This window comes from Pseudomonas juntendi (assembly GCF_009932375.1).
Classification (GTDB): Bacteria; Pseudomonadota; Gammaproteobacteria; order Pseudomonadales; family Pseudomonadaceae; genus Aquipseudomonas; species Aquipseudomonas juntendi.
Window position 1 is genome coordinate 1 of the sequence record NZ_BLJG01000144.1, and the last position, 13244, is coordinate 13244.

Sequence of the window (13244 nt, forward strand, 5' to 3'; positions counted from 1 at the left end):
TTCTACGTTTGTTTCGGGCCAATTATTCCTGTGGGATTCGCGCGCGAACGCCTTGGTGCATGCCTCAATATCGCGCCGTACAAACAAGGCGGCCGCGCGCGCCTGTCACAGGCGTTACTGGCCCGAAACAAACGTAGGAGCGAGCGCAGCTCGCGATTGCGCCGCGCGGGCGGCGCTCGATCTCACAGGCGCTGAAGATGCTCCGGCTACCCTTGCCAGGAACCATAGAATCTCCCACAGGGATCGCATCAGGCCCGGGCTCCATGCAGTACCTGTGGGAGCTGGCTTGCCTGCGATGGGCCGCGAAGCGGCCCCTGCTCCCTAAAACTCAAAGGTACTGGACAGGCTCACCTGCCGCGCATCCCCAATCGCCACAAAGTACTGGTTCACCGCCGAGCTGTAGTACACCTTGTCGAACAGGTTCTTCACGTTCAGTTGCAACAACACCTTGTGCTCATCGAGCTTGGTCTCGTAGGTCGCAAATGCGTCAGCCACGGTGTAGGACGGCAAGTCGAAGGTGTTGGTCGCGTTGCCGCTGCGCTCACCCACATACCGTGCCCCGGCACCAAAGCGCAGGCGGTCGCCGCCGAACAGGCTGCCGTAGTCGTACACCGCCGACAGCGAGCCGCTGTGCTTGGCCACGTTCTGCAGGCGGTTGCCCTTGAGGTCAGGGTCCTTGGTGACCTTGGCATCGGTGAAGGCATAGCTGCCGATCAGGCTCCAACGCTCGCTGAGCTGGCCGGTCAGGTCCAGCTCGACCCCGCGTGAATTGACTTCACCCGCATTGCTGTAAAGCGTATCGCCGGTGCGCGTGTCGAAATTGGCCACCAGCACGTTGCGCTTGGTGATGTCGAACAGCGCCAAGGTACCAGTCAGGCTGCCTGGCATGTCGAGCTTGGCGCCCAGCTCCCACGACTTGCCCTCTTCCGGCGCCACCGACGAGTCCAGTACCACCCCCCCGGTGAGCGGCGCGATGCTGGAGTTGGGCTTGAACGATTCGCTGTAGCTGCCATAGAACGACAGTTGCTCATCGACCTTGTAGACGATACCGGCATGCGGCACCCAGGTCTGGCCGTTGGTATCGGTGTTGGCCGTGAACGGGCGACCGCGGCCGGCGTACTGGTCGTACTGCTGGAAGCGTGCACCGGCCACCAGGATCCAGTGATCGTCCAGGTGCAGCGCGTCCTGCAGGAACAGCGCATCGGTGCGCAGCTTGTCGGTCTGGTCACTGTCGCTGGCACGCACGGTGGTGCCTTCCACTTCCTGCCCGTACACCGGGTTCACGTAGCTGAAGCTGGACCGCGCGGCTTGCCGGATCAGGTCAGCGCGGTAGACCTTGCGGTCTTCATGGTCGGCGCCCAGCAGCAAGTCATGCTGCATGCCGGCCAATTGCACGGTGCCGGCCAGGCTCAAGGTTGCGAACTGGTCACGGCTCATGGCGCCGTGGGTGCCATCGATACTGCGGGCCAGGGTGCCATTGGCTTCGTTCACCCCCGTGACGCGAACCTGGCTGGCGTCGTAGGTCTCACGGTTGAAGCTGTAGCCAACGTGCAGCTTCCAGTCATCGGCCAACTGGTGGTCGACCTCCAGACGGTACAGGTCCGAGCGCCCTTCCATGTCGTTGAAGGGCTCGTCCAGGCGCCGGGTGGCGGGAATGTCCAGCGGGTGGCCATTGCTGCCAAAGGCCGTGCCCCGATCGAACGGCGAGAGAAACTCGCGGTGCTCGTAGGCCAGCACGACCTGGGTGTCTTCGCCCAGCCAGGCCAGCGACGGCGCGACCAGCGATTCACGATGCACCCCGAAGTTGCGCCAGTAATCCTCGTCTTCGTAGTCGACGATCATGCGGTAGGCAAAGTTGCTGTTGCCCAGCGCGCCGGTGCTGTCGAAGCCCCCGCCGCTGCCATTCTTGCCGCTGCCGTAGGTGGAGCCCCGCAGGTTCAGGGCATTGTACTGCTCGAGTTGGGGGCGCTTGCTGACCACGTTGATGACCCCGCCCGGGTCCTGGATACCGTACAGCAGCGAGGCCGGCCCCTTCAGCACTTCGACCCGTTCGGTGCTGGCATTGAGGCTGCGGCCCTGCACGATGGGCATGCCATCGCGCATGATCGAGCCGTCGCGGTTGTCGCCGAAGCCGCGCTTCATCACCGTGTCGGAGGTGCCGCCGAAGTTGTTGCCCTGGGTAATGCCGCTGACGTTGGCCAGGGCATCGTCAAGGTTGCGCGGCGCCTGGTCACGGATGACCTGCGCCGGGACCACGTTGATCGCCTGGGGAATGTCCTGGTTGGCGCCCTGGCCGCGCATGATCGACGCCGTGGCTGGGGGTTGGTAGCTGTAGTCGTCCCGTAGCGAGGTCACCGTGGTGGCCTGCAGGTTGAGGGCCCCGGTAGTATCCAGCGCGTCCAGGGTGAGGGTCCGCGCGTCCAGGCGCCGCCAGGTCAGCCCGCTGCTTGCCAGCAGCTGTTGCAGCGCCTGTTCGGCACTGTAGGTGCCGGTCAGCGCCGGCGCCTGCACCCCGGGCAAGGCTACGGTGTAGACCACGCTTTGGCCCGTTGTACGGCTGAAGGCGCTGAGGGCCTGGGCCAGCGGTTGCGCCAGCTGGGCGAAGGCGTAGGCCTGCTGTTGCTCGGCAGCGCTGGCGTGGGGAGCCACGGCAACGGTCGGGAGCATGGCAAGGCCGAACCAGAGGGGGACGCAACGCGGGGAGAACTTCATGGACGCTGACCTGTGAGAGGAATATAAGTACGAATGAATCGCACTTCCACTCATTACACGGATGCCACGGTCGGTTACCTCATGCGCTTTTGAAAATATTTTCCCGGTGCTGCCGGTTCGCGGGCAAACCCGCTTCCACGGCAGGCGCCAACGGCGGCCGATACAGGGGCTAGCGGATCAGCGTCAAACGGCCCAGCACGGTCTGCCGTGAAAAGCCCATCACCTTGCCCAGCGAATCCAGTGCCAGCAGCGGCTCGGCCAAGGGGAAACTGCCACTGACCTTACGCTGCCCGAGTTCCTCATCCAGCAACAGGATCCGCCCTGGGTAGTAGCGCCCCAGGTCCTCGACCACCTGCGCCAACGGCACCTGGTAGTAATTCAGCCAGCCCTGGCGCCAGGCCAGGCGGTTGTCGCTGTCCACCGCCAGGGTTGCGCCGGCCCGGCCGGCGCCGTAGCTCACCTGCTGGTTGGCCGTCAGCTCCCTGGCCGCAGCCCCCGCGGCCGGGCTCACCGCCACCCGCCCGCTGCGCACCGTGACCTGCGTGCCCTCCCCCTGCTCACGCACCTCGAACTGGGTACCGAGTACCCGCACTTCACCGCCGTTGGCCTCGACCAGGAAGGGCTCGCCGGTATGCGTGACCTGGAAGAACGCCGCGCCATGCAGCAAGCGCACGCGACGCTTGCCATGGGCAAAATCGACCGCAATTGCACTGCCCGCATCCAGGGTCACCTGCGAGTTGTCCTGCAGGGTAACCTGGCGAATCTGCCCGGCACTGCTGTAGTCGGCCTGCAGGTCCTGCAGCCAGTAGCCTGGGTGCCAGCCCCCGGCGACCCCAATGGCCAGCACCAGGCAGGCCGCCAGCCCGATTGCTGCCAGGCGCGCGCGGCCGGGGCGCCTGGCAGCCGGGCGAGCCATGGCGGCCAGGTAGGGCTGCAGGCTGGCATGCTCTTCGGCAGCCAGCCGCGACGCCGCCACACCACTGTTGCGCCACAGCGCCTGGGCCTGTTCGTACGCGGCGCGGTGCCCTGGCTCGGCCAGCAGCCAGCGCTTGAACGAGGCCCCCTGGGCCACTGCAGGTTGCTCGCTGATGCGGCTGAGCCAGCGCAAAGCGGCCTGCGCCTGCGCCTCGGTGATCGGCGGTACAGAACTCATCGGCAGGCTCTCCCAGGCCGGCGCGGGGTGGACGCGGGCTCGGCAACACTTGCCTTGCACGCTTCCAGTGCGCGCATCATATGCTTTTCCACCGCGCTCTGGGACAGCTGCATGGCCTTGGCGATCTCGCCGTACTTGCAGCCGTGAATGCGGTTGAGCAGGAAGATCTGCCGGGTGCGCTCGGGCAAGGCGCGCAAGGCAGCCTCGATACGCTGCAGGTCATGGTCCACTTCCACGGCCTGCTCCGGCGCATGCGCCATGCTCGCCTCGTCCACCGCCAGCGCGGCTTCGGCAATGCGTTCGCGGCTGCCCTCACTGCGCAGGTGGTCGATGGCCAGGTTGCCGGCACAGCGCAGCAGGTAAGTATCCAGCGCCTCGACTTTCACCTCGGGGCGACGCCAGAAGCGCAGGAACAACTCCTGGACCAGGTCCGACGCCGTGGCGCGGCAGCCCACGCGCCGGCTGACCAGTGCCTCCATGCGTGCACGCTGGGCCTGGAACACCTGGACAAAACGCGCACGCCCGCCTGCGCTGTCGGCATCCGGCCCGAAGGTATCGCCCTGCTCGCTCATGCTGTCACACCGCCCAAACGGCCAGCACCGGGCCCAGCAGCACACTGCCGGCAGCCAGGCCCAGCAACAGCCGCGGCTGGTATGGCAGGGCGAAGACCCACACGGTGACCGCCGCCATCATCACCGCCGCCCACTCCACCAGGCCATGGGCCCAGCCACGCAGGTGCACACTGAACACCAGCGACAGCACCAGCAACGACCAGCCCGCCACGCGCAACAGGCGCAGTTGGCCTGGGTGCGGCTTGCGCCCGAGCAGGCCGGTAAAATGTTTGTCCATGGCCAGGCACAAGGCAACGAAGCCTGCGTAGGCGAGCAATGCGTTCCCCAGCATCAGCGTGCCTGCGCCGCTTCGGCGCGCGGCTTGTCTGCCGCCCGCGGCGCGCGTTTGGCCAGCGGCGCGGGGCTGCGCAGCATCTTGCCGGCCAGCCAGGCCAGGAACAGCCCAGTACCCAGCGCGGTCAGGTCCAGGCCTGCCATGGCCCAGTCACCTGCCGCCAGCGAATGGTTCAGGCCACGGTCGGTGGTCAGCCCATTGAGCAGCGGCAGCAAGGCGAAGGCCAATGCGCCCAGCGCCAGCTGCTCGCCCCAGGCCCGGCGCCCACTGCGCAGTACGGCGTGGGCCAGGGACAGGCCCCAGACGATGAAGAAGACATTCACCTCCCAATCGGCACGGCCGGCGGCAGCGGCCGGGATCAGCCGGTTGGCCCAGAAGAAGCCCGCCACTGCCAGCAGCAGGCCGCTCATGCTGGCGATATTGAGCACCTCGACCAGGCGCAGCTCGCCGGGCATGTGCGCGCGCTGGGCATGTTTGAGCTGGCGCTTGCCCAGCCACATCACCAGCCCTGTGCCAATCACCGCAGTACCGGCAATGCCAAAGCAGAAATACAACCAGCGCAGCCAGGGCCCGGCAAAGTTGCCCATGTGCAGGCCGGCAAAGCTGAACGACGTCATCATGGCCCCGCTCTCCGGCTTGCCCTGGCTCAGCAGCGTGCCGCTGGCGCCATCGAACGTCCAGTTGGCGCTACGCCGGTAGGCCACATGGTCGGCCGCCGATTGGGTGAAGGTGACACGGGCATTGCGGTCACCCGGGTTCTGCACCTGAATGGTGCCAATGCGTGCCTCGGGTTGCAGCGCCTGCACCTTGGCATACAGGCTGGGCAGCGCGACCAGCGGCGTAGCCACCTGGGCCGCCTTGGGTGCATCGTTGCGCCCGAACAGGTCATTGAAGTACTTGCCGGTGTCATTGCCATAGCTGGCCATGATCCCCGCCGGCATCACCATGTACATGAACAGCACCAGGCTGCTGTAGCTGATCATCAGGTGGAACGGCAGCACCAGCACGCCGATCGCGTTGTGCCCATCCAGCCATGAGCGCTGGCCCTTGCCGGGGCGGAAGGTGAAGAACTCCTTGAAGAGCTTCTTGTGGGTAATGATGCCGGTGACCAGCCCCAGCAGCATAATGAAGGCGCAGAAGGTCGACAGCCAGCGGCCATAGGGGTACGGCATCTGCAGCTGGAAGTGGAACCGGTAGAAGAACTCGCCGCCGCGGCTGTCGCGTGCCTCTACCGGTTGCCCGGTCTGAGTATCGAGGGTCTTGCTGACAAAGCCGCGCGGCCCGCCGTTGGGGTCGCGATAGCCCACGCTCAAGCCCGCTTCGCGGGCGTTGGGCAAGCGGATGAACCAGGTGCCCGAATGCCCGGCATTGTCCTGCAGGTAACGCTGTGCCAGGGCCAGGCTATGGGCCGGGTCCAGTGCATGGCTGCGCACCTCAGGCTGCGACCAGTGGCTGATCTCTTCCTTGAAATACGACAGCGTGCCGGTAAGGAAAATGGCGAACAACAGCCAGCCGAAGATCAGGCCGGTCCAGGTATGCAACCAGGCCATGGCCTGGCGGAAGCCGTCTTTCATGAGGTTTTCATCCAGTAGGCAATGCCACTGATCACGCCCAGCAGCAGGCTTGGCGCCAACACGCCCAGCCACGCGCGCCAGGCACTGCGGCAGGCGAAGCACCAGATGAACGCCAGCAGGTAGAAAACGAACGAGAGCATCAGGCCGATCAGCGTGGCGTCGACCTTGGGCAACGGTGCCACCACGGCGATGCAGACGCTGGCCGCAGACGCCAGCAGGTAGCCGCCCAGCAGCGCAGCCAGGCTGCGTGAGGCCACGGCCAGGCGGTAGCTGAGCGGAAGGCCGGCGGTTTTGCGCGTCATGGCGAAGGTCCGGGCGTGTTCGGGGCTGCAATACTAATGATTTCAATTCTCACAAGCAAAGCCTTGGCGACAGATTGCCTGCCCCTGCGCCCCCCTGTGGCGGCTGGCTTGCGGGCGACCGGGCAGAGGACATTGCCGAGAAATCAGCCACTGCTTATAATGCGAACAATTATTACTACCAGTTGCGCTGAACTGCGCCGGAGTATCACGGTGCCCAGCACGCTCTCCTCCACCGTCGAAGGCCTGTACCACGCGCATCACAACTGGCTCACCAGCTGGTTACGCCGGCGCCTGGGCTGCCCGCAGAGTGCCGCAGACCTGGCGCAGGATACCTACCTGCGCCTGCTACAGGCACGTGAGGCGCCACAGTTGGTCGAACCACGGGCATTCCTCGCCACCGTGGCCAAACGGGTGCTGTGCAACCACTTCCGCCGCCAGGAACTTGAACGCGCCTACCTCCAGGCCCTGGCCCATGTGCCGGAACAGGTTGCCCCGAGCGAAGAAGACAAGGCACTCATCTTCGAGACCCTGCTTGAGCTCGACCGCCTGATGGATGGCCTGCCACCGCTGGTCAGGCGTACCTTCCTGCTGGCCCAGGTGGATGGCCTGGGCCAGGGCGAAATCGCCCGCGAGCTGGGCATTTCGCTGGCAACGGTCAAACGCTACCTGAACAAGGCGGCCATGCGCTGCTACTTCGCCCTGTGAACGCCGCGTTTTCCCCACAGGTAGCGGAGCAAGCGGTGCACTGGCTGATCGAGTCGCAGGGCGATGATTTTGGCTTGGCGCAACAACGGGCGTTACACCGCTGGTTGCAGGCCAACCAGGAGCATCAGCGGGCCTGGGCGCATATTCAGCAAGTCAACCAACGTTTGCGCGGGGTTTCATCGCCGGTGGTGCACGCCACCTTGCAAGCCCCACCGTCCCCGGCCCGGCGGCGGGCGCTCAAGGCATTGTTGCTGGCAGGCGTGGCCAGTGCCACCGGGCTTGGCCTGCAACAGCACAACCCATTACCGGCGCTGATGGCCGAATATCGAAGCCCGGTCGGTCAGCGCAGGCGTATGCAACTGGGCGATGGCAGCGTGCTGCAGCTGAACACCCTCAGTGCTGCCGACGTGCGGTTCGACAGCCGGCAACGGTGGGTGCACCTGTTCGAAGGTGAACTGGCGCTGCAGGTGGCCAGCGATGAACGGCCGTTGCTGTTGACCACCGCTGAAGGGGCCCTGCGCTTGCACAGCGGGCGCTTGAACGTGCGCCAGTACGACGGTTACAGCCTGGTGTCGGTATTCGAGGGCGCCGCCAGTGCAGGGGCACAGCCACTGCTGGCGGGGCAACAGGCACGCTTCAACGGCGCCTGGCATGCCAGGACCGCACTGGACCCCAATGTGGGTGCCTGGGTTGACGGCATGCTGGTGGTTTCGCAGATGCGCCTGGCCGACTTCCTCGCCGAGCTTGGCCGCTATCGCCATGGGCGATTGGGTTGCAGCGAGCGGGTTGCCGACCTGCGCATTTCCGGGTCGTATCCGCTGGATGACAGCGAGCGCATCCTGCAGATGCTCGAGGTAGCGCTGCCGGTGCACGTGCGGCGGTTCACCCGCTACTGGGTGACGGTGGATGTGGGGTGAGCCTTGGCTAGCCGAGGGCTGCGCGGGGCGACGCTGGATAGCACAGCCGGTGCACCCATCACGTCGAGCGCCCCGCGAAAAAATTTCACCTGACCTGAGCCATTTTCCCGAGCTCGCGTGACAGACAGGGTAGACCCCCTCTCTCAGGACCCGACCCATGCCTCTGCGCCCCAGCCCACTTATCCACGCCCTGCTGCTCAACACCACCCTTGTCGTGGCCATACCTGCCGCCCAGGCGGAAACGCGTAGCTATCACATCGCTGCTGGCTCGCTTGAAGACGCCCTCAACCAGTTTGGCCGTGAAAGCGGCGCGCTGATCTCGTTCGGTTCGCAACTGACCCAAGGCATGACTACCCAAGGCCTGGATGGCCAGTACGACGCGCCCCATGGCCTGGACGCACTGCTGCGCGGCAGCGGCCTGCAAGCACGGCAGGAAACCGACAACGCCTTCAGCCTGCAGCCCGTCAGCCAGGCGACTGGCGCAGCGGTCGAACTGGGTGCATCCACCGTGGTTGGCGACTGGTTGGCCGAAGCGCAACAGGACAATGTGTTCGAACACCCCGGCGCTCGCGACGTAGTGCGCCGCGAAGCATTCGAGCGCAACGGCGCCACCACCGCCCGCGAAGTGCTCAACCGCATGCCTGGGGTAAACGCGCCCGACAACAACGGTACCGGCAGCCATGACCTGGCGCTGAACTTCGGCATACGTGGCCTCAACCCGCGCCTGGCCTCGCGCTCGACCGTGCTGATGGATGGCATCCCGGTGCCCTTCGCACCGTATGGCCAGCCGCAACTGTCACTGGCACCCTTGAGCATGGGCAACATGGACGCAGTGGACGTGGTTCGCGGCGGTGGCGCAGTGCGTTATGGGCCACAGAACGTTGGCGGCATTGTCAACTTCGTGACCCGGGCGATCCCCGAGCAAGCCACGTTCAAGGCCGCCATGCAGAACCAGATCAGCCCCTCCTCCAGCCACGACGGTTTCAAGAACAGCGCCAACCTGCTGGTCGGCGGTACCAACGACAACGGCCTGGGCGGTGCGCTGCTGTATTCCGGCAGCCGTGGCGGCGACTGGCGCGAGCACAGCGACACGCAGATCGACGACCTGATCCTCAAGGGCAAGCTGCAACTGGACGAAGCCCACAGCCTGCACGCCATGGCTCAGTACTACGAAGGCGAGGCCCAGATGCCCGGCGGCCTGAGCACCGCCGATTTCGACGCCGACCCGTACCAGTCGACGCGATTGAAAGACAAGTTCTGGGGCCGGCGCACCTTGTTCAACTTTGGCTATGACTACAAGCAGGATGACCGCCAGTTCAGCGTCAACAGCTTTTTCACCAAGACGCTGCGCAGCGGCTACCTGGACCAGGGCAGCTTCGTCTCGCTGTCGCCGCGCGAGTACTGGGTACGCGGTATCGAGACGCGCTTCTCGCAAGGCCTGGCCCTTGGCGACAGCTGGCATGAGCTGGGCATCGGCTACCGCTACATCAATGAAGCCGGCCACGAGCTGCGCTTCCGGGAACCGCTCGATGGCAGCCTGCCGACCACTGCCAGCCGCAACGACCGCGATACCCGTGGCAGCACCGAAGCCCACGCGATCTACCTGGATGACCGCATCGATATCGGCCGCTGGACCATTACCCCGGGCGTGCGCTACGAGATGATCGACTCCGAGCAAAGCAACACGCTCAACGGCCAACGCTACCAGGGCAGCTACAACACCGCACTGCCAGCGCTGAACGTGATGTACCACCTGACCGAAAGCTGGAATCTGTACGCCAACACCGAAGGTTCGTTCGGCAGCGTGCAGTACAGCCAGATGCCCAACCGGGTTAGCAGCGGCGAAGTGAAACCGGAAAAGGCCCGCACCTGGGAAGTGGGTACTCGCTACGACAACGGTGACTTGCAGGCCGAGATCGGCGCGTTCCTGATCAACTTCGACAACCAGTACGAAAGCAACCAGACCAATGACTCGGTGATAGCCCGCGGCGAAACCCGCCATCAGGGCATCGAAACCAGTATTCGCTACGCACTGGACGGGCTGAGCCCGGCGCTGGCGGGTGTCGACGTGCACGCCAGCTATGCGTTCGTCGATGCCACCATTCGCGAGGACGGCCCGAACAAGGGCAACCAAGTGCCGTTCTCGTCGCGGCACAAGGGCAACCTGGGCGTGGGCTATACCCAAGGGCCATGGCAGTTGACCCTGGACGGCAGCTTCCAGAGCAGCCAGTACGCCGACAATGCCAACACCAGCACTGAAAGCGCCGACGGCAGCACCGGGCGCATCCCGGGCTACATGCTGGTCAGCACCCGCGCCGGCTACGACTTTGGCCCGCAACTGTCGAACCTGAAGGTGGCGGTTGGGGTAAAGAACCTGTTCAACCGCCAGTACTACACGCGCTCTTACGATGACAACAACAAGGGCAAGTATGTGGGTGAGCCGCGGACCTTGTATGTGCAGACCTCAGTAGCATTCTGAGCGAATGCAAACTGCCGTTGTGCAGCCATCGCCGGCCGGAAGGCGCAATGGGGAACCGGCTACAGGGCGACGGGCTGTGCAACAGCGCATATGCAACAAGAAATTTATTTTCCGAAAGGGCTTGAATTCATCCCGCGGTTGCCTGACCTTAAAGTCAAGAGGCGCAGAATTTCCAACGGTCTCAAGGACCTGGCCGCGCCTCCATGCGAGCAAGCTGAATAAGGATTGAATCATGCAAATCCAGGTCAACAGCAGCAACCATTTCGAAGGCAACGCCCGGCTCGACCAGTGGGTCCGCAGTACACTGGAAAGCTCACTTGAACGTTACGAGGACGACCTCACCCGCATCGAGGTGCACCTGCGCGACGAAAATGGCGCCAAGCCCGGACCGCATGACAAACGCTGCCAGATGGAGGCTCGCCCCAAAGGCCACCAACCGATTTCCGTGACCCACACTGCCGCCTCGCTGGACCAAGCAGTGGATGGTGCCGCCACCAAGCTGAACCACGCGCTGGAGCACTTCTACGGCAAGCTGCGCAGCAAGCGCGGCACCCTGGAGCTGAGTGACCCCGACGCCTGATCGCAACAACCGAAACGCCCGGCCAAGTGCCGGGCGTTTTCGTTCCCGCCCGGGTCAATTCAATTGACGACGCGCAAGCGTGATACGGGGAACAGGTTGTCCAGGGTTTCCAGCAAACGGGCCTGGTAGATCGGCTTGCGGAAGAAGTCCAGTACCTGCAATTGCACCAGTTCGCTGACGTCATCCAGGTCGGCTTGTGCCGACATGACGATCACCGGCAAATGCAGGCGGGCGGTATGCTCGCGCAGGCGCTTGATCAAGCCGATGCCACTTTCGCCCGGCATGCGCACATCAGTGATCACCAAGGCTACGTCCGGATGACAGGTCAGCTGGTGCAAGGCCGCCTTCACCGAGGTGGCGGTCAGGCAGGCGAAGCCTTCGTTTTCGAGCAGCTCCGCCAATTCCAGCAGAACGTCCTGCTCGTCATCCACCAGGAGGATCTGCTGACGCGCGCAAGCGTTCTGCATGCCGCTGGCTCCCTTTCAGGCCTCAAAGCGCATTTTTGATGGTCGTGAATGTTGTGTTCACGGCCGTGGAAATATCCCCGACGAAAGCCGCCAGCACCACTGCAACCATGGTTGCGATGACGGCGTATTCGATACCGGATGCACCGTCCTTGCGATGCAGGAAATTCATGCAGTGCAGAATGAACAGTTTCATGCTTCAGCTCCTTGCGGCATGGATGCCGGCGGCGGTGGTATCAAAATGACACCGATCTGCCATCAAAGAATTGCCAAGCCGGTGCGAACTGCAAATGTATTAAAGGGTTAATCAGAAAGTATTAGCCCGCCTAGGTTAACCACCCGCCACTCGCTAACTCTTTGTTTTCACGCGACCTGCTCGGCACCCTGAAAAAAACTCCCCGGGCTCATGGCAAATGGCGATGGCTGCGCTAACTTGCTATAGCGAAATAGTGACTTTTCGCCATCATCCAACGCGTGCAGGGAGGCCGAGATGAGCAGCCGCTTGACCCTATTCCTGGCCGCGTTTTTCTTGCTGGCGGCGCTGTTGGCAGGCTACTGGGGCGTGGTGCTCAGCCGCCCGCCGGTCGCCCCCATTGCCCCCGCGCCTACCGTTACACCGCCGAGCGTGGCCACAGCGCCAGCGCCCAGCGCGCCAGTGGAAGTGCCGCGCACGGCTGTGGTCGTGCTGCGCAAGTCCGTGCCAGCCAATACCCCACTCACTGAAGACGATGTGCTGGTTGAGCGCCTGCAGGTCGCCCCAGCCGGTGCTTATCAACAGGTCGCCCAGGTGATCGGCCGCAGCAGCGCCCGGCCCCTGGCGGCAGGCACCTGGCTGGAAGAAGCCAGCTTTCAGGCCGGCGGGCCGCTGGCACGGATGATCCGCGCGCACGAGCGGGCGGTGGCACTGGGCGTGGATGAAGTGGTCGGTGCCGCTGGCCAACTGCGCCCGGGTGACTACGTTGACGTGCTGCTGTTCCTGCGCGAAGAGCCCAACAACCCGCAAGCCTCGGCCCAGGTGGTACTGCCGGCCCTGCGTGTGCTGAGCGTCGGCGAGCAAACGGGGTTGGCCAACGATGGCCGCCCGGCACAGAGCGCCGATGAGCAAAAGGCCCGCCGCGACCAGAGCGGCCTGGGCAACGGCGCAGGCACCCGCACGGTGGCAGTGGCCGTGCCCGAGGCCATGGCCAGCCGCTTGATGCTGGCCGCCCAGGCCGGCACCTTGCGCCTGGCGGTGCGCAGTGCCGATGAACAGCGCCTGGCGCGGTACTGGAGCGAGGCCGATGCGATACCGCAGGTGGAGGCCGCCAACCGCGCGCTCTACCGCTTCAGCCAGCTGGCCCAGGCGCCGGTGGCCAGTGTGGCGAGCCCGGCGCCCAGCCACGCCGCGCCCGCCATGCACATCATCCGTGGTGCCACGGCTGAAGCAAGCGCCAACAACCCCTGAACCGGCAA

14 protein-coding genes are annotated in these 13244 nt (G+C 64.7%); 6 read left to right on the top strand and 8 right to left on the bottom strand.

The genetic code is table 11. The features are described from left to right. Positions 1-195: hypothetical protein (locus tag GYA94_RS27930; protein ID WP_218031606.1), on the top strand; the 195-nt coding region annotated here is incomplete at its 5' end. 126 nt (positions 196-321) lie between these two features. Here GYA94_RS27930 and GYA94_RS18440 read toward each other — a convergent pair. The 6 genes from GYA94_RS18440 to GYA94_RS18465 form a co-directional block, all read right to left on the bottom strand. Beyond that, a complete protein-coding gene (locus GYA94_RS18440; RefSeq protein ID WP_161892843.1) occupies positions 322-2712 on the bottom strand; it encodes a TonB-dependent siderophore receptor in 2391 nt (796 codons plus the stop codon). A 169-nt stretch (positions 2713-2881) separates the two neighbouring features. After that, positions 2882-3865, bottom strand: coding sequence for a FecR family protein (locus GYA94_RS18445; protein WP_161892844.1), 984 nt, complete (start codon positions 3863-3865; stop codon positions 2882-2884). Continuing rightward, positions 3862-4437: an RNA polymerase sigma factor gene (locus tag GYA94_RS18450; RefSeq protein ID WP_161892845.1), complete on the bottom strand. Its 576-nt coding sequence runs from the start codon at positions 4435-4437 to the stop codon at positions 3862-3864. Before GYA94_RS18450 ends, GYA94_RS18445 begins: the two co-directional genes overlap by 4 nt. Before the next feature lie 4 nt (positions 4438-4441). After that, positions 4442-4768: a DUF3325 domain-containing protein gene (locus GYA94_RS18455; protein ID WP_161892846.1), complete on the bottom strand. Its 327-nt coding sequence runs from the start codon at positions 4766-4768 to the stop codon at positions 4442-4444. Continuing rightward, positions 4768-6345, bottom strand: a complete 1578-nt coding sequence (locus tag GYA94_RS18460; protein WP_054913286.1) for a PepSY-associated TM helix domain-containing protein — start codon at positions 6343-6345, stop codon at positions 4768-4770. The genes GYA94_RS18455 and GYA94_RS18460 overlap by 1 nt, the downstream gene beginning before the upstream one ends. Next, positions 6342-6647 (bottom strand): DUF3649 domain-containing protein, encoded by a 306-nt coding sequence (locus GYA94_RS18465; protein WP_054913287.1) that lies wholly within the window; start codon positions 6645-6647, stop codon positions 6342-6344. Before GYA94_RS18465 ends, GYA94_RS18460 begins: the two co-directional genes overlap by 4 nt. 159 nt (positions 6648-6806) lie before the next feature. Between GYA94_RS18465 and GYA94_RS18470 the strand changes: the two genes are divergently transcribed. The 4 genes from GYA94_RS18470 to GYA94_RS18485 all read left to right on the top strand — a co-directional run bounded on the left by GYA94_RS18470 (position 6807) and on the right by GYA94_RS18485 (position 11328). Beyond that, positions 6807-7352, top strand: a complete 546-nt coding sequence (locus GYA94_RS18470) for a sigma-70 family RNA polymerase sigma factor (RefSeq protein WP_236186235.1) — start codon at positions 6807-6809, stop codon at positions 7350-7352. Next, positions 7349-8269 carry a FecR domain-containing protein gene (locus GYA94_RS18475; RefSeq protein WP_161892847.1) on the top strand — a complete coding sequence of 307 codons (921 nt, stop codon included), beginning with the start codon at positions 7349-7351 and terminating at the stop codon, positions 8267-8269. Before GYA94_RS18470 ends, GYA94_RS18475 begins: the two co-directional genes overlap by 4 nt. A gap of 157 nt (positions 8270-8426) precedes the next feature. After that, positions 8427-10748 carry a TonB-dependent Fe(3+) dicitrate receptor FecA gene (gene fecA / locus GYA94_RS18480; RefSeq protein WP_161892848.1) on the top strand — a complete coding sequence of 774 codons (2322 nt, stop codon included), beginning with the start codon at positions 8427-8429 and terminating at the stop codon, positions 10746-10748. 232 nt (positions 10749-10980) lie between these two features. Further along, positions 10981-11328 (top strand): HPF/RaiA family ribosome-associated protein, encoded by a 348-nt coding sequence (locus GYA94_RS18485; RefSeq protein WP_161892849.1) that lies wholly within the window; start codon positions 10981-10983, stop codon positions 11326-11328. 59 nt (positions 11329-11387) lie between these two features. Here the strand turns inward: GYA94_RS18485 and GYA94_RS18490 are convergent, their stop codons facing one another. Further along, the gene (locus tag GYA94_RS18490; RefSeq protein WP_054905432.1) at positions 11388-11795 is read right to left on the bottom strand and encodes a response regulator; all 408 of its coding nucleotides are present in this window, start codon (positions 11793-11795) and stop codon (positions 11388-11390) included. Between the two features lie 22 nt (positions 11796-11817). Beyond that, complete coding sequence (locus GYA94_RS18495) at positions 11818-11988, bottom strand: Flp family type IVb pilin (protein WP_029885790.1); 171 nt, start codon at positions 11986-11988, stop codon at positions 11818-11820. Between the two features lie 294 nt (positions 11989-12282). Here GYA94_RS18495 and cpaB point away from each other — a divergent pair, with 294 nt between their 5' ends. Continuing rightward, positions 12283-13236 carry a Flp pilus assembly protein CpaB gene (cpaB, locus tag GYA94_RS18500; protein WP_144189241.1) on the top strand — a complete coding sequence of 318 codons (954 nt, stop codon included), beginning with the start codon at positions 12283-12285 and terminating at the stop codon, positions 13234-13236. Positions 13237-13244 lie beyond the last annotated feature (8 nt).